The sequence below is a fragment of the Nostoc sp. MG11 genome, assembly GCF_014904695.1.
Taxonomy (GTDB): Bacteria; Cyanobacteriota; Cyanobacteriia; order Cyanobacteriales; family Nostocaceae; genus Komarekiella.
This window is the reverse complement of sequence record NZ_JACXXN010000002.1, coordinates 263,795-279,570: the sequence shown is the minus strand read 5'-3', so window position 1 is coordinate 279,570 and position 15,776 is coordinate 263,795. Positions and strand designations below refer to the sequence as shown.

Genomic DNA, 15,776 nt, shown 5'->3' with positions numbered 1-15,776 from the left:
ACTCTACTCTGCCCAAGCAATCAACCTTGGTTCATAAGAACTAGACAGGTGTTGGTGCTTCGGTAATACGCGCAAAGACAAGCCTTGCAAACCAGAGGTGGTATAAATGATATTAGCTGTGTAAATACTTAATCCTTGTGTATCCTCTCCTTGATAATCCATTACGACTGGTATGGCATTAACAATGTCACCATTGGCATCGATCGCACCTTGATATAGCTCCACCTGCACATCATCATTTGTCAAAGTTGCCAAATCAACTTTGGCTTTGACGGCAACAGTTTGATTAACTTCAATCTCTGAAACTGCTGACACGTCAATATCTTTGATTTTGATGTTGAACCAGTGTTCGCCCAGTTTTGCTTTCCAAGCAGCTAGTTCTTTAGCTGGGGCATAGTTATCAACTGTCAGCGTGTGATAGCGATCGCTGGCTGGGAAATAAGCCCGCTCGGCATATTCTCCTACCATCCGCGCTGTATTAAAGAAGGGACAATTCAACCGAATTGCATCCTTCATTTTAGCTACCCACGGACGAGGTAAGCCATCACTATCCCGATGCTCATAAAATAGCGGTACAACTTCCTTTTCCAGCAATTCGTAGAGAGCGTTTGCTTCTACTTCATCTTGGTAATTGGGATCGTCGTAATTCTCTCCGTGACCAATCGCCCAACCTGTGCGGACGTAATCAGCTTCATCCCACCAACCATCTAGTACACTTAAATTTGGCAATCCATTCATTGCTGCTTTCATCCCACTGGTACCAGAGGCTTCCCGTGGACGACGTGGTGTGTTTAACCAGATATCACAACCCGCTACCATTAACCGGGAGATGTGAATGTCGTAATTGGGAACAAATACCACCTGTTTTTCTAAGTTTTGTTCGTGGATGAAGTGATTGATATCGCGGATAAGTTCTTTCCCCGGAATATCCTTGGGGTGTGCCTTACCGGCGATCACAAATTGTACTTTTCGGTCTTTGTTGCCTAGTAAAAGCCGCTTGATGCGTTCCAAATCGCGCATCCAGAGGGTAGCACGTTTATAGGTAGCAAAGCGACGGGCAAAACCAATAGTTAAAACGTAAGGATCTAAAACTTCTTGTGCTTGGACGATTTCTGAGGGGGAAGCACCGCGATCGCGCAAATGCTTGACCAAGTGTTCCCGCACGTACAAAATCATGTCTAGTCGGCAGCGTTCATGATTGCGCCACAACTCTTCATCAGGAATGGCTTCCATTCGATCCCACAATGGGCTATCTGGTGGTACTGATGACCAATTTGGCCCCAAATAGCGGTCATACAACTCTTGAGTTGATTTGGCGACACAACTACGAGCATGCACACCGTTGGTAATTGCTGCGATCGGCACTTCCTCTACTGGCACTTTCTGCCACAAACCTTGAAACATTTGCCGCGATACTACACCATGTAATTGTGCTACACCGTTAGAAAATGTCGCCATTTTCAGAGCCAGCACCGCCATACTGAAAGGCCCAGATAAATCACCGGTATTCTCACGCCCCAACCCTAAAAATTGCTCTTTGGGTAAGCCAAAGATGTCTGCATAGTACCCCAGGTAATACAACATCTTGTCGGGAGCAAATAAGTCAATTCCTGCTGGTACTGGCGTGTGGGTGGTAAAGATATTGCTGGAAGCTACTACTTGTTTGGCTTGAGCATAACTCAACCCCTCTTCTTGGATCAGGAGGCGGATCCGCTCTAGCGCAGAGAAGGCTGCATGACCTTCATTCATGTGGTACGCGGTGACTTTCAGCCCCAAAGCTTTGAGCATTTGCACACCACCGATCCCCAGCATGATTTCCTGGTGGATACGCATGTCAATATCGCCACCATACAGTTGATCTGTGATGTCGTGGTCGTAAGCTTTGTTAGGTTCAATGTTGGTATCCATCAAATATAGCGGCACGGTTCCCACCTGTACGCGCCAAACTCTGGCATACACCTTGCGTCCTGGATAATCTACCGCAATCCGCAGTTCTGAACCATCGGGATTACGCTCCAGATGTAGGGGCATATTATAGAAATCGTTAATTGGGTAACGTTCCTGTTGCCAGCCATCAGCATTTAAGTACTGGGCAAAATAACCTTGCTGGTACAGTAAGCCTACACCAACTAATGGTAGCCCCAAGTCACTGGCTGATTTGAGGTGATCCCCCGCCAGAACGCCCAAACCTCCAGAATAAACGGGCAAACAATCTACAAGTCCAAATTCAGCCGAAAAATATGCGTAGCATTCCTTTGGCGTCTGTCCTCGTTGTTTCTGATACCAGGTGCGCTCTTGCAAATAATCTTCTAGCTGACGGTCAGCTCGATCCATTTGCGCTAGGAAGCCTTCATCTTCAACAACTTCCAAAAGCCTTGCTTGAGAGATAGTACCCAGCATTAATACTGGGTTATGACGGCTAGACTCCCATAGGTCGGGGTCTAAGCGGCGAAATAAATCTTTGCTTTCAACGTTCCAATCCCAGTGCAAGTTATGTGCCAGCCGCCGCAGCGGTTCGAGTCGCGGCGGAAGTGAAGGGGATACGTTGAATGTACGAATTGGCTGCATAGGTTGGCAAAACTCCAAGTTTAGCTAAGGTTATTGTTTACTGTCTTTACCCAATGTTGCCAATTCTTTATACTGTGTTTGTGAGGATATTATGACTTTGTTAAGCATTGAGAATTATTCTTCTCCTCGTTGCTATAGTTTACACCAAGGGTGTTTATAGTTCTATGCGTTTCCCTCAGCTATGTGCTTTCTATATTAAAATTTAATGTTTTGGTAATATTTAATACTTAAATTAATTTTTATATCTATTTCAGATTTATATTACCAATTGCTAGTGGAGACACAGCTAGTTCAAAAGCTCAATAGAATATTATTTGAAGTTGATAGCAGTCGATTGCTACTTCAGCCAAGAGTTAGATTTTTAATTATTTTTTAAGAAAATTGTGTTTTATTAAACAAAGGTATCAAAAGAAAAGCTTATAGGACTAGCCCTTTCAAGGCAGGTAAAAACCTCAGAAAATTTCCCGAATTTTGGGATTTTCACTTTAGTGTCTTAGTGGTTAAAAAGTCAATTTTTTAACGACCAAGACACTAAGACACTAAGAAAAATTTATTGTATTTTGAAATAGCTAGTATTTAAAGTTCAATTTTACTTCAGTAAAATAGCTAATTTATGTAATTTTTTATGCACCTAATGAAGGTTGGTCTTTGCTATTTTTTGGCATAGTCAGAGCCATAGCTGCTGCACCAGCAATCTCTGCTGCTATTTGGTAAGCAAGCTTGAGATTTGATGAAGCGTTTTTACCTTTAGAAGAGAGGGAAGCTTTTTTTCGACGCGACTCTTGCTTAACATTACCTGCAACAATGGCTCGCTGCAAGATGATCCAGGCATCCAGGTCTTCTGAGTCATAATTAGTTTGAATAAGCGCTCGCATCTGGTCTTCGGCTACAACGCTTAGATAGCCAGTGCTTAGAGCTTCTTGGACAATTTCTTTAATTAAAACCATAATTTAAACCAAGTTTGTGAGTTGAAACCGATACCTGGATTTAGATGTTTTATGTCTTGTAGACTTATCTAGGAAATTTAAGATATATCTGGTTTTCCTCTAAATAAAATCTATAATGGGCAGTGCCAAGCACACATCACCCGCTTGGCTCATCCGATCGGGTGATTTACAAATTGTCAAATATACGTAATAGGAAAGCGGAAACTTTTACTTTTTGGCTTTTCAATAACGCAAATGTAAAAAGTATCGTAAATATCATTTTGAGTGTAACGTGGAATCAGTGAATTGCTTACATAAACAGCACTAAAAATATAGACAAAATCAGCCAGTAAACTGCTGCATCTAAATAGCTTTGGCGTTGATTTTTTTCATCAACTTGTGGCATAAAATTTTAGAAAAATACACGTAATTGCTGACTGTATCAGGTTGTAACTTAGTAAGCGATCGCCTTGATTGACTCACGATTATTGGTTTTATACAAATTTATCCGGGTTTTCACGTTTATACATCACTTAATAGGGTTAAGACAATAGTATCTGTATCTGATTAGACAACAATTAAGTTACAAGATAGAATATCTAAATATTTTTCTTTGTGAGTATAAAATTAATTGATAATTGTGATCGCCAAAGGAGAAAATTTATTTAACTATCGTTTTTTATACATAAACAATCTTGAAACCAACTTAAGTTTCTAATATTGCTCCATTAAAAATAAAATGTGTTATCGTTAAAAACAACTTGTTATTAAAAGCCATTCATGTAATTACAAGCGTGATTTGGTTAGTCTGTAAATCATCAGTGTGCAACATGATTGGAGCAGCATACTCTAGAAATTCGTTGCAAGAAAGCCGTCATAGCAGTCGGGGAAGCGCTTACTTGTTTGCACCGATGGTTAATTTTAATGTGATGGCTGAAGTGGGAGATAATCCACCCTAATTGGGTTTTATTTCGGCAAAAACACCTATAAAAATCCAACAATAATTACATTGTGATGCTAGACAGTAACTTTATTTCGTTTTTGAAATCATCTAGATAGATGTATTTTTGTTGAAAAATAGCTTGTTGAACTGAGTTATTTTAAAAGACTAAGACAGCCTAATAGAAAGTACTATTAAGGCAAATAATTTTATAGGTAGTTGTCTAACAAGCTTTTCAAATTTTACGAAAAAACGAAACAGTAGCCTGCCTCAATCAACAACTTTTCTCATTTGAAAATTTAATAGTCTAAGGTTTGACTTTGCAATCTACTAATATTGCTTTGTTAATTTGGTCTGGTCATCAAGAAACAATATTGTTGCGTACCTTGCTACAAGAATACTAGTACGAGGGTTTCTGAGACTCCAAGGCAATTCCGCATATTAGTTGAGAGATTAAACGACATTTAAGTTCGAGAATTGCTCATATAGTTAAACCTTGACTTATTGGTTATCTAAATGTTTAGAAAACTATCTAAATATATTGGAACTTTTTGTAACTGCTAACCAACTTTATAGGTCAAAAATACTAAGACAAAAAGTATTAGCAGAAAGGCTATTTATAGAGTGATCGTTCAATCTTGCCAGCAAAAAATTATTGAGAGAACTGTAGCCATGAGCCACAATAACAATTCCCCGAAATGGCAACGCCTGCAAGAAGTTATAGTAACCACTTTGTTAGGAGAGCTTCCCACAATTGCTCTAGGAGCAAAGTTACGAAATTTTGGATATCGTAGTATTTTTGCCCAGATAGGCAGCTCCGTTTACATTCAAAATGGCGTAGAATTCATGGGGACTTCTTGTATTGAAATTGGCAATAGTGTATATATTTTCAAAGGTGTAAGGATAGATGGAAAAGGACACCAAAATAATAGAGTTATTTTGGGAAATGGAGTAGCGATCGAGCGTAACGTTGATATAGGGTGTTTGGAAGACACTTGTATACACATTGATGATGATACTTTCATCGGGCCAGACGTGTGTATTGAGGGGCCAGGAGACATTAAAATTGGTAGGCAGTGTATGATTGCTGCCCACTCAGGAATATATGCCAATAATCACAATTTTGCGGATCCCATAGAGCCAATCAAATACCAAGGTGTTACTCGCAAGGGAATTGTGATTGAGGATGACTGTTGGCTAGGGCACGGAGTAACAGTATTAGATGGCGTTACTATCGGCAAAGGCAGTGTTATCGGTGCTGGAGCAGTTGTTAATAAAGATATTCCTCCCTTCTCTGTAGCTGTAGGTTTACCTGCAAGAGTGATCAAAAGCCGAATTAGTAGAGATATGGCAAAACTCCAGGCTGAGAAATCGTAAGGACAACTGACCTATGAGGGTTTGGTACAGAATTTAGAACCAATGCTCTACTTCTTAGCTTTTATCATTGCCCACATCTTTTCAACTTCTCACTTCGTTGCTATCACGTTTGGGAATAAACTAAAATCTTGCACTCCTCTCGACAACCGCCTTGGAATTCATTCCAAGGCTAATAGCTAAAGTGGTCTAAAGACGACTGGTAAAGGGTCTTATTCCACTTAAGTGAGCAGCTGCAACTGATTGCAGGCGGACTATGGGTTTCACCACAATTTGATTGTTACGAAAATGTGAGTTGGCAAACACCTGAACAATGCCTACGGCAACGGCTCTGCCGAACGCCAAAACCTGTTCTCTGCAAATTAAATGTGTTATGGTCTAGCAGCGATGTCTGAAACACAAGCTACTTTATGTCTAGGACTGGGAAACCTCTATCGTCATTTAACGTCACAAGAGTCACTATCACTAGTCCACAACTTCTTTGTTAAAGGCATTTACAAGTTAGACAACCCACGCACAGCGCCCAACAAAAGCCAAGCACACACTAGAACCCTATCGGTTACTGCAAGTATAGTTACCCAAGCTCACTCTTGAGCGAAGTGAAGGGTTCTCTTCTCTCATCGGAGTCCTCCAAAAAAGGGGCAAGATTTGGGTAATATAAAGGAGCTATCTTTTCTGCATTGCAGAAATTGAGAGAAAGCTTCTTTTTGACACCCTTGGGGATATTTCTATGGTGACTTTAAAAATCGCTGTTTATATTGTTGTTGCCTTGTTTGTAGCTATTTTCGTCTTCGGATTTTTGTCGAACGATCCAGCTCGTAACCCAGGCCGCCGGGATTTAGAGTAAAAAAACGACAAACAATCCGCTACTGCCGACACAAGGTGGAAGCTCCTAGACGCCACACTCACTTGCTATCCCACTCCACAGGTTCTCTTTGAGAGTGTGAGAAGGGATTTAGCCTAATAGACGCCACATACTACCATTTAGGCGTCTAAAACTCTCAAAGACGAGAGCAACAAAGTGGCTCAGGAATCCTCCAAAGTTTGGAGCAGCTTTTGCCGCTCCAAATTCTTTGCACAATGCAGTGTCCTCCTTCGGATAGCTTGTTGCAGGTAGGCAGAAGGCGAAAGTTGGAAGGCAAAGTCTGTATATTTATCCTTCCGGTGGCCACTTGGCTGTTTGTTAGCTCGATTATGTTCAAGTATGCTTCATCCAGTTCTGCCGCCCAATCCGCCTCTCCTCCTCGAATCTTTACAACCTGCAAATTCAATATCATCTGCTAGTGAGACAAATCCCTCAGTTGGAGAAGCTGAGGCTGGGACGCAGGGAAACAAAGACAAATCTAAACAGCAAAAGAATTTGCTTCATTTGGCACCTGCGAGCAACACAGCAACTTATCGGCTGTCAACTCCCATCAATGCAACTCAAGATGAATCAGTAGTTGCCGAAATCCTATCTGCACCCAATACCCCAGAAACCTTTGCGCCAGAATTTTCTCCCCTCACTACCTCTGAGAGTGCTGCACTTTTAGGAAAACCACTGACAGTTGGTTATCCCATGCAGGAGGTTAAAGCTTCTAATTCTCATGAAGACAGTAGCTCAGATGCGCCGCCAGTTGCTCCAATCGTCATCAACAGCAAAAAGTCGTACCAGCCAGAAGCGCAAATCTTAGCTGAAAAATTAACTCAATCAAAACAGCATGATGTTGCTGAACAACAGTCTGCGAGAAAAATCACTCTCTCTGGAACTGCTGTCAATAATACACCGAGTTCTCAAGTAGTAAAAAATACTGTAGAATTCAAGTCTCGCAACCCGACCAACCAGCCTTCAACGCCCATCACCGTAGAATTCAATTCGCAAATACCACAAACTCAAACGCCAACTCCTGTACAGCAGGATGAAAATACCAATCAGCCACAAAATCAACCGCCTGGTACATCAGCACCTACTAACATACCAGCAACACAAAGAGTTGTAGAAGTAACATCAGATCGGCAGGAGTATGACGAGCAAAGACGAATTATTACAGCTCAGGGTAATGTGGTGGTGCGATTTGATGGGGCAGTTGTAGATGCCGATCGCCTGCAAGTAAATTTAGATAACTTAATTGCCGTGGGCGAAGGCAATGTAGCCTTGACAAGGGGCGATCAAGTGCTGCGGGGACAACGCTTTACCTATAACTTTATTCAAGATAGTGGGGAACTGTATAATGGCGCGGGCGAGATTTACGTACCCACAGCGCAAACAGATTTTGCTTTTTCCTCCACAGATGTGACTGCGGGTGGAGTTCCAAGGCGTCCGCCGAGCGATCGCATTAGAGCCAATCAACCCCTTTCAGGTGTGGGCAGTCCTGGAGGAATTGATTTTGTTCTAGGTGGTCAGCCAGATGCTAGAAACGTCCCGCCACCAAAAGCGGGGGGTGTAGTGAATCGGCTCCGGTTTGAAGCTCAACAGATTGATTTCTATCCGCGAGGTTGGCAAGCTAGAGATGTGCGGATCACAAATGACCCCTTTTCGCCTCCAGAACTAGAGATCCGGGCAGATAAAGTCACTGCAACACGAGAAGCGCCCTTAGTAGACCGTATCACCACGCAGCGACAACGTTTAGTATTTGACCAAAATCTCACCGTACCCATCCCAGTGGATCAGCAGACACTTGACCGTCGGGAACGGGAAGTTACCCCCGCAATCGTTTCTCCTGGCTTTGATGGAGATAAGCGAGGTGGTTTGTTTCTTGAGCGTGGTTTTTCACTAATCAATACAGATCAAGCAAGCTTGACTATTACGCCTCAATTTTTTGTGCAAAAACTTGTGCAAGAAGGCACTGGTGACTTAGCCGCGCTTTTGGGTGCGAAAACAAAACTGAATGCTGTTTTGAGTCCAACAGCTGTACTTCAGGGTTCTGGGGAATTAACCAGTTTTGACTTGAATAAGGTGGACGAGAACTTACGGGCAAGTTTGCGATTGCGCCAGACATTAGGCTCGCCCAATCCCCACATATTGAATTTAGAATATAGCTACCGCGATCGCCTCTACAATGGCACTCTAGGTTTTCAAACAGTCCAGAGTAGTCTTGGCGGCGTAATTGCCTCTCCAGTGATTCCTTTAGGTAATAGCGGTATTAACCTCAGTTACCAAGGAGGTGCTCAGTACATTGAAGCCAACACTGATCGCCTCGACTTGCTAGAACCAAACCGGGAAAATGATCGTATTTCTCTAGGCCGTGTACAAGCCAGCGTTAGTCTTGGTAGTGGCCTGTTGCTGTGGCAAGGAAAACCATTAGCACCAACCGCTACAGAGGGATTACGATACACAGCCACTCCAGTTGTTCCTTACTTGCAAGCAGTTGCCGGTGTCACAGGTACGAGTAGCTATTACACCAATGGCGATAACCAAAGTACCCTCATTGGTACAATTGGCTTGGTAGGACAAATTGGTCATTTCTCTCGACCGTATTTAGACTACACCGCCTTTAATATCAGCTATTCTCAAGGTTTCAACAATGGATTATCGCCCTTTTTGTTTGATCGCTCTGTTGATAACCAAGTACTGAGCGCTGGCATCTCGCAGCAAATTTATGGGCCATTTCGCTTAGGGTTTCAAACATCAGTTAACTTGGATACAGGTAGAGAGAGTAGCACTGACTACTTTTTAGAATACAGCCGCCGCACCTATGGTATTACTTTACGATATAATCCGGTGCTGGAATTAGGCGGCTTCAGCATCCGCATTAGTGACTTTAACTGGACTGGGGGCACAGATCCATTTTCTGAAGTTAAGCCAGTTGTGGGTGGTGTACAACAGGATAATTAGTATAAGTTGGGGTGCAAAAGTAGCATAGGTAGATTTCCTGTTCTACCTTCCCAGAGATTTAGATCAGAAAATGAACCGCACAGGTACGTTAAATCGGCGGTTAAAAACCGCATGCCAGTTGCTAACCTACGGGAACGCTAAGAGCGAACAAGTCGGCAAAGCCGCCCACAGCGCTGTCTTTGCAACGCAGTGTTTCCCCAACGCACTGGCTCGTTTACACAGGCAAAACCCGCCTTTGCAGGTTAGTTTTCTATTCGCTAGGGCTGAAGTTGACACGTATGAGCGCTGTTTCACCACCTTTTGGTATTTACGGCAGCCACCGCTCAAATTTATTTCTGTGGTTAGTTTTATCTTGGTCGTCCCAATGTCGTAATGTAAATAACTGCTTCATCAGTAGGGATACCCAAAACTTCATTGACTTGGTCATCGAAAAAGCCACCGATACCACTGACGCCGAGATTCAGGTGCGTTGCAGCTAAATTCAGCCGTTGACCCAAATGACCAGCATCCATGTGTAAATAACGGTAAACGCGATCGCCGTACTGGGCGATCGCGGATTTGAGATCAGATGTATGAAATAGTACCGCCGCTGCATCTCGCCCTAATTCCTGCCCCAAGCAGAGGAAATGCAATTCTCGCCGGAAGTTTTTAAAGCGAATCTGTCGTAATTCTTGCGCTTTTGGTGCGTAATAATAACATCCTGCCTCCAGTCCTTTCACCCCGCAGACAGCAATGAATGTCTCTATTAAATTTAGGTCAAAGTAATCTGGAGAAGTATCTAAACTTTGGTCAATATAATTTTGTGGCTGGTAAGTAAAATCAAGTAAAGACTTCAGTTCATCCAAGGTTAAATCTTCGCCATTATAAGCGCGGGTAGAACGTCGCTTGTACATGTTAATTTCCAGTTCTGACAGCTTTTCTCCCCAATACATCGGCGTGGTGACAGTGGGAATTTTTAGACAGAACGGAAAATTATATTTATCCTCTAAAGATTTTTCTTGTTTAACCGTTGGTAAATTGAGCTTACCTGTTATACCTGGTTGAATATGGGTATGCTGATGAAAATATGTCAGCAATTCACCATCAGGGATTGGCGGATAATTAGTTTGGGTGGCAGAAGGTAAAGCAGTACATCCCAGTGGCAGATTTTGTTTGATATCTAACAAGTCTGCCAGAGGTAGAACAGCGATCGCTCCTTCCTGTTGCGGATCTACATAAAGCAGATCATTTACCGATTCATCCACAAAGCCACCAATTAAGTGGGGGCGATAATCAGTAATCGCACCAGCTAACTCGATATTACCCAGTAGGTGTCCTGTATCTAGAAAAATCCGACGGTAAGCCCTATCTTCATAGCGCCACGCTGAACGATAGAAAACCGCAGTCACAATAATTGCCAGTTGGGTATTTTCTAGTGCGGGATGCCAGAAACAGGCTGCCTGTAAAGTTTGCCAAACATCACTTTCCCAATAATGCATCAGAGAATGAGTCCGACACTGGTAATTATACAGTCCAGGTGGTAATAACGGTGTCCCACGAGAAACCACATACACCTCGGCAGGGTATAACCCGCCTGCACTGGGAGCAGCTCGTAAATATACCGCACTTCCCATAGAAGGCATTCTTGCCGTTAGTCCATAACTGCGAAACAGCAATTGCGATAATCTTTGCCACCATTGAGCATCTTGGTTATTAGTAAATGCCTTTGGTTTTTCTTGGATATAGGGTTTGAGATCATAAGTAGAGCCAATTTTGTACTCTTTAAAAGGCACTGGCTGCTTAGCCCAGTCTAACCTCTGATTTTTAGAGGCAAGAGTCTCAGGATCATATTTAGTACGTTCGTGGTAATGCTGAGCAATTGATTGATGTATTTCCGGCATAATAATTTCAATATCCTTGGGATGTCCTTTTCTTTGATCTTGGCATTCATTAGCCTCATTATTTCGTGTCAATTAGTACAATCGTCAAACTATGAAATTGGTAATAAGTAACGAATGAGCTAGGGACTGGGGAAGTGAGGGAGTGGAGGTCACAGGAGCAGAGGGGCAGAGGGGACAATAAGAGAACTATTAACTCTTGACTCTTGAGCCTTGAACGCCAGATGCTTCTCCTAAGGGAGACGCTGCGCGTAGCTTGCTTCCCCGCAGGGGTACAAGTCGGGAAACCCGACGACAGTCGCCTCAAGTCGGGAAACCCGCCCACGGCGCTGTCTCCCCAACGCACTGGCTCCCCTTGACTCCTCTTGGACGTTTTTTCGCAGTACCATAAGCGCAAAGTTATCTCTCCACTAATTGATTTGTAATGATGTTTGTACGTCAAACTTTATCAAAGCCTGATATCCAACTTTCTTATTTAGAGTGGAATCAAGGTCAAAAACCTTTACTACTGTTACATGGCTTAGCTGACCATGCTCTAGTTTGGTCTAGTTTGGGAGATTACCTGGCGGCAGATTACCACATAGTTGCGCCGGATATGCGCGGTCATGGCGAAAGTAGTAAGCCAATAAAAGATTATAGTTTTGAGAGTGCGATCGCAGATCTCGAAGCCCTAATGAATCATTTGGGATGGTCTTTTGCTCATGTTGTCAGTCATTCATGGACAGGCAAATTAGCTGCCATCTGGGCCAGGAAAAATCCAGAACGTTTGCGGAGTATGATTCTGGTTGATCCGATTTTCATTTGGAAGATGCCTAGCTTTCTCAGGGTAACTTTTCCGATGTTGTATCGCTTCTTACCTTTTCTTAAAAGTATGGGCCCGTTTGCCAGTCAAGAGGAAGCCGAACAACAAGCGCGACAGTTAAAACAATATCAAGGATGGAGTCCTTTACAGCAACAAGTCTTACTCGCAGGAATAGAACAAAAACCCAATGGTAGTTGGGGTAGCAAATTTACTTTTGCCGCCCGTGATGGGATTTTTGAGGAAGTCATGCAAGTGCCTGGTTTTACAATTCCCCTGAATACCCCTGCTATCTTCGTACAGCCAGAACAAGGTCTAAACCGTCAAGATTGGCAACTCCAACCCTATAAAACCTATCTGAAAAATTTACGCCTCTGCCAAGTTCCCGGTAATCATTGGCCATTTTTGACGCAACCAGAAGCATTTAACCGGGCTGTAGCAGCTTTCTTGGCAGAACAAAGTTGAGAAAAATCTGATTATTATTTGAACTTACGCACTGAAGCCTGAAACCCTGATCCCCCCTAACCCACGCCAGTCGCTCCACTTGGGGAGACCCCATCGCATGATTGCGTCTCCCCTTCTCTACGAGACGCTACGCGAAGGGAGAAGACCGCGCTGGCTCCCCTTAAAAAGAGGGGAACGTCTAAAGCCCCCTTAGAAAGGGGGTTGGGGGATCTGAGTGCGTAAGTTCTGATTATTTGGACGGGATTACTGAACGGGAACAGAAGAATGAAGATGAGCGATGTCTAACGACGCTATATGTCTACGCTCTCCTTCAAGTACGGATAAGCCAGTCATGAGCCTTTGTATTAATCCCGTTTGCCCTAAACCAAATCACCAAGATAATGATAAAAACCGCTTTTGTTTAAGTTGTGGTTCCCAACTGGAATTATTAGGGCGCTATCGGGTAATGCGCCTGTTAAGTGACAAAACAGGCTTTAGTAAAGTTTATGAGGCATACGAACAAGATACACCTAAAATCCTTAAGGTACTCAAGGAGGAACTATCAGCCAAGGCTGAAGCAGTAGAACTATTTCAGCAAGAGGTAACTGTGCTGGGAAAAATGAATCATCCCGGCATTCCTAAAATGGATAGTTACTTCCAGTATCAAACCCGAAATGGTTTGGTGTTGCACTGCATTGCAATGGAAAAAATTGACGGGCTTAACTTAGAACAGTGGCTAAAGCAACAGCAGAATCATTATATTTGCCAAGAACAAGCTATAGCCTGGTTAAAACAGTTACTAGAAATTTTGGATTCAGTCCATCGCCAGCAATATTTGCATCAAGATATTAAGCCATCTAACATCATAATTCGCTCTCCTCTTACCAAAAAAAGTTTAGAAAAACTAGTATTAATAGACTTTGGCACTGCCAGAGAAGTAGCCAAATCCTACCCAACCAAACTTAGCAACTGCAAAGGCATGACAGCAATTATGTCATCCGGTTACAGCGCCCCAGAACAAATGAGCGGTCAAGCTGTGCCAGAATCAGATTTCTTTGCTTTGGGACGCACCTTTGTATTTCTACTAACGGGATACCATCCCTTGGATATGTACGATATCCACAATAATTTGTTGCACTGGCGAAATCATGCTATTCACATCTCACCTTTGCTTTTGAATTTAATTGATTGGCTCATGACACCGGAGATAATAAACCGTCCCGCCAATGCCCAGGAAATTTTGCAGTATTTAGAAGAAATTGAGCATCAATTAATAGAAACAACTGCTGCAACTGTAAATGCAGTAGAGTCAAAAGCTGAACAGTTAGCCTTGTTAAGTACTACTAAAACTTTACTGCCTCAACAGAATCAGCCGGAGAAAGTACCATTAGCGTCAATTTTTACAGCGCTCTTAGTAACTTTGGGATTAGTTAGTATAATGGCTTTAACACTGTGGCATACAAAATTAACTTCAGTTCCAAATCATGGACAATCTCCAACAATCAAAGGCAAAATTGATTATTTTTCTTATGAAAAAGGTAGGGATAGTCAGGGGAGAATTGCTGAATTTAATATAGTTGTTTTATCAGTAGAATATAAATGGCTTTTAGGCAGCACGTTTCAAATTAAATATAATGATCAAATTATTAGTCTGGAACTTTTAAGCTTGAATATAGAACAAGAAGAGATACAGAAAGTAATGAAAAACCCCAGTGAAATTATCTCTGTAGGTACAGCTTCTTGTAAAGGTGATGTAGGAATTGAACAACGTATAGCTTTAGAACGTTCTCGACAAATACAACTTTTAGCAAAAAAACTATTTAGTAATACACCAAGTATCAAAGGTTATCGCTTGTTAAATTTGGGTCAATTTCAGCGGAGTAATTGTCAAGCAAGTCAGGATTTAACCGCATACCAGCGAAGTATTATAATTATTGGCGTTAAACAAAGGTCAGCAGATGTGATTCTAGATGAAGCGCTGCGGAATAGATTAGAAGAGAAGCCTTTTGCTGATTTTAGGTTAGAAGATTATTCTTTAGGGTCAGCAGAAAACTTTAAAACAATACCAGGTAATTTATAGCTTTAGTTTCATCTCATCCCCCAAGCGATCGCCCCTTTAGCCATAAACTACTAAAGTGGTCATCTACTTCTCTATGGCAAAAGCAGCAGACATTAGCACCAAGCGATTAATCAGCCTCGCACCTGAAAATTGGGTTAAATGGGTAACGCAAATTTCCGATATTGTATCCGGTGAAATCATCAACTCGGAATTTCAATGGATTAGCCGAGAAAGTGATGTCTTAGTCCGCGCTACAAGTCCCCAATTTGGGGAATTCATTGTACTCAACGAGTTACAATTACGCTATAAACCTGAAATGCCTAAACGAATGCGGGCATACGCAGCGCTGGCGGAAGAAAAGTACAACTTACCCACTTATCCTGTACTAGTTAACATCCTTAAAGAGAGTGATGTTGAAATTCCTACATGCTATAAGTCTAAGTTTGCAGGTTTACAGGCGCGTCAAGACTATCGCGTCATCAATCTTTGGGAAGTCGATGTAGAGATAGCTTTGACTCAACCCGTTCCTTCCTTGCTTCCCTTTGTACCAGTTTTAAAGGGTGGTGCAGCAGAATCGACAGTACAACGAGCATTACAAATCCTCCGCGCCGATGAGCAATTAAGCCAGTTAGAAACTGTCATGGCTTTTTTTGCTACTTTCGTATTAGATAGCGCTTTAGTTCAGCAAATCATGAGGTGGGATATGGCAATATTACGTGAATCTCCTTGGTATCAGCAAATTTTAAAAGAGGGCGAACAACGTGGACGACAAGAAGGACGACAAGAAGGACGGCGAGAGGAGATGCTGTCAGGTATTGAACTTGCTTTAGAGATAAAATTTGATACTGAGGGATTGCAATTGATGCCAGAAATATCTCAAATTTCGGATTTAGATAGATTAAAAGCAATTCAGCAGGGAATTAAGAACATGAAAACACTAGATGAATTGCGACAAATTATTTAATTTAATGGAAC

General features: G+C 42.4%; 14 protein-coding genes. 9 read left to right on the top strand and 5 right to left on the bottom strand.

Annotated features, from left to right (window positions below):
- Positions 1-3: 3 nt before the first annotated feature.
- The gene (gene glgP / locus HCR01_RS03820; protein ID WP_193194671.1) at positions 4-2,568 is read right to left on the bottom strand and encodes an alpha-glucan family phosphorylase; all 2,565 of its coding nucleotides are present in this window, start codon (positions 2,566-2,568) and stop codon (positions 4-6) included.
- Positions 2,569-3,191: 623 nt separating this feature from the next.
- Positions 3,192-3,515 carry a hypothetical protein gene (locus tag HCR01_RS03815; protein WP_193194669.1) on the bottom strand — a complete coding sequence of 108 codons (324 nt, stop codon included), beginning with the start codon at positions 3,513-3,515 and terminating at the stop codon, positions 3,192-3,194.
- Positions 3,516-4,324: 809 nt separating this feature from the next.
- Between HCR01_RS03815 and HCR01_RS39830 the strand changes: the two genes are divergently transcribed.
- Both HCR01_RS39830 and HCR01_RS03810 read left to right on the top strand, forming a co-directional pair.
- Positions 4,325-4,453, top strand: a complete 129-nt coding sequence (locus HCR01_RS39830; RefSeq protein ID WP_255515472.1) for a hypothetical protein — start codon at positions 4,325-4,327, stop codon at positions 4,451-4,453.
- Between the two features lie 653 nt (positions 4,454-5,106).
- Positions 5,107-5,811, top strand: coding sequence for an acyltransferase (locus HCR01_RS03810; RefSeq protein ID WP_193194667.1), 705 nt, complete (start codon positions 5,107-5,109; stop codon positions 5,809-5,811).
- 186 nt (positions 5,812-5,997) lie between these two features.
- Here HCR01_RS03810 and HCR01_RS03805 read toward each other — a convergent pair whose 3' ends face one another.
- Positions 5,998-6,153: a hypothetical protein gene (locus HCR01_RS03805; RefSeq protein ID WP_193194665.1), complete on the bottom strand. Its 156-nt coding sequence runs from the start codon at positions 6,151-6,153 to the stop codon at positions 5,998-6,000.
- Positions 6,154-6,195: 42 nt separating this feature from the next.
- Here HCR01_RS03805 and HCR01_RS03800 point away from each other — a divergent pair, with 42 nt between their 5' ends.
- The 4 genes from HCR01_RS03800 (at position 6,196) to HCR01_RS03785 (ending at position 9,995) form a co-directional block, all read left to right on the top strand.
- Positions 6,196-6,402, top strand: a complete 207-nt coding sequence (locus HCR01_RS03800) for a hypothetical protein (RefSeq protein ID WP_193194663.1) — start codon at positions 6,196-6,198, stop codon at positions 6,400-6,402.
- 136 nt (positions 6,403-6,538) lie between these two features.
- The gene (locus tag HCR01_RS03795) at positions 6,539-6,655 is read left to right on the top strand and encodes a photosystem II reaction center protein I (protein WP_193194661.1); all 117 of its coding nucleotides are present in this window, start codon (positions 6,539-6,541) and stop codon (positions 6,653-6,655) included.
- Positions 6,656-7,012: 357 nt separating this feature from the next.
- Positions 7,013-9,622, top strand: a complete 2,610-nt coding sequence (locus HCR01_RS03790) for a DUF3769 domain-containing protein (RefSeq protein WP_193194659.1) — start codon at positions 7,013-7,015, stop codon at positions 9,620-9,622.
- 70 nt (positions 9,623-9,692) lie between these two features.
- Positions 9,693-9,995 (top strand): hypothetical protein, encoded by a 303-nt coding sequence (locus tag HCR01_RS03785; RefSeq protein ID WP_193194657.1) that lies wholly within the window; start codon positions 9,693-9,695, stop codon positions 9,993-9,995.
- Here HCR01_RS03785 and HCR01_RS03780 read toward each other — a convergent pair.
- Positions 9,970-11,502, bottom strand: a complete 1,533-nt coding sequence (locus HCR01_RS03780; protein ID WP_193195202.1) for a SagB/ThcOx family dehydrogenase — start codon at positions 11,500-11,502, stop codon at positions 9,970-9,972. The genes HCR01_RS03785 and HCR01_RS03780 overlap by 26 nt on opposite strands.
- A gap of 230 nt (positions 11,503-11,732) precedes the next feature.
- Positions 11,733-11,888, bottom strand: a complete 156-nt coding sequence (locus HCR01_RS03775; protein ID WP_193194655.1) for a hypothetical protein — start codon at positions 11,886-11,888, stop codon at positions 11,733-11,735.
- 38 nt (positions 11,889-11,926) lie between these two features.
- On the opposite strand from HCR01_RS03775, the gene HCR01_RS03770 reads away from it, so the two are divergent.
- The 3 genes from HCR01_RS03770 (at position 11,927) to HCR01_RS03760 (ending at position 15,765) form a co-directional block, all read left to right on the top strand.
- Positions 11,927-12,763, top strand: a complete 837-nt coding sequence (locus HCR01_RS03770; RefSeq protein ID WP_193195200.1) for an alpha/beta fold hydrolase — start codon at positions 11,927-11,929, stop codon at positions 12,761-12,763.
- 331 nt (positions 12,764-13,094) lie between these two features.
- Positions 13,095-14,822: a serine/threonine-protein kinase gene (locus HCR01_RS03765; RefSeq protein ID WP_193195199.1), complete on the top strand. Its 1,728-nt coding sequence runs from the start codon at positions 13,095-13,097 to the stop codon at positions 14,820-14,822.
- Positions 14,823-14,895: 73 nt separating this feature from the next.
- Positions 14,896-15,765, top strand: a complete 870-nt coding sequence (locus tag HCR01_RS03760; protein ID WP_193194653.1) for an Rpn family recombination-promoting nuclease/putative transposase — start codon at positions 14,896-14,898, stop codon at positions 15,763-15,765.
- Positions 15,766-15,776: the final 11 nt, after the last annotated feature.

Excerpts from the sequence above, each read along its gene's own strand:
- HCR01_RS03770 (WP_193195200.1), top strand. The coding sequence starts at position 11,927 with ATGTTTGTACGTCAAACTTTATCAAAGCCTGATATCCAACTTTCTTAT.
- HCR01_RS03765 (WP_193195199.1), top strand. The coding sequence starts at position 13,095 with ATGAGCCTTTGTATTAATCCCGTTTGCCCTAAACCAAATCACCAAGAT.
- HCR01_RS03815 (WP_193194669.1), bottom strand. The coding sequence starts at position 3,515 with ATGGTTTTAATTAAAGAAATTGTCCAAGAAGCTCTAAGCACTGGCTAT.
- HCR01_RS03760 (WP_193194653.1), top strand. The coding sequence starts at position 14,896 with ATGGCAAAAGCAGCAGACATTAGCACCAAGCGATTAATCAGCCTCGCA.
- HCR01_RS03780 (WP_193195202.1), bottom strand. The coding sequence starts at position 11,502 with ATGCCGGAAATACATCAATCAATTGCTCAGCATTACCACGAACGTACT.
- HCR01_RS39830 (WP_255515472.1), top strand. The coding sequence starts at position 4,325 with ATGATTGGAGCAGCATACTCTAGAAATTCGTTGCAAGAAAGCCGTCAT.
- HCR01_RS03810 (WP_193194667.1), top strand. The coding sequence starts at position 5,107 with ATGAGCCACAATAACAATTCCCCGAAATGGCAACGCCTGCAAGAAGTT.
- HCR01_RS03775 (WP_193194655.1), bottom strand. The coding sequence starts at position 11,888 with ATGGTACTGCGAAAAAACGTCCAAGAGGAGTCAAGGGGAGCCAGTGCG.
- HCR01_RS03795 (WP_193194661.1), top strand. The coding sequence starts at position 6,539 with ATGGTGACTTTAAAAATCGCTGTTTATATTGTTGTTGCCTTGTTTGTA.
- HCR01_RS03790 (WP_193194659.1), top strand. The coding sequence starts at position 7,013 with ATGCTTCATCCAGTTCTGCCGCCCAATCCGCCTCTCCTCCTCGAATCT.
- HCR01_RS03800 (WP_193194663.1), top strand. The coding sequence starts at position 6,196 with ATGTCTGAAACACAAGCTACTTTATGTCTAGGACTGGGAAACCTCTAT.
- HCR01_RS03785 (WP_193194657.1), top strand. The coding sequence starts at position 9,693 with ATGAACCGCACAGGTACGTTAAATCGGCGGTTAAAAACCGCATGCCAG.
- glgP (WP_193194671.1), bottom strand. The coding sequence starts at position 2,568 with ATGCAGCCAATTCGTACATTCAACGTATCCCCTTCACTTCCGCCGCGA.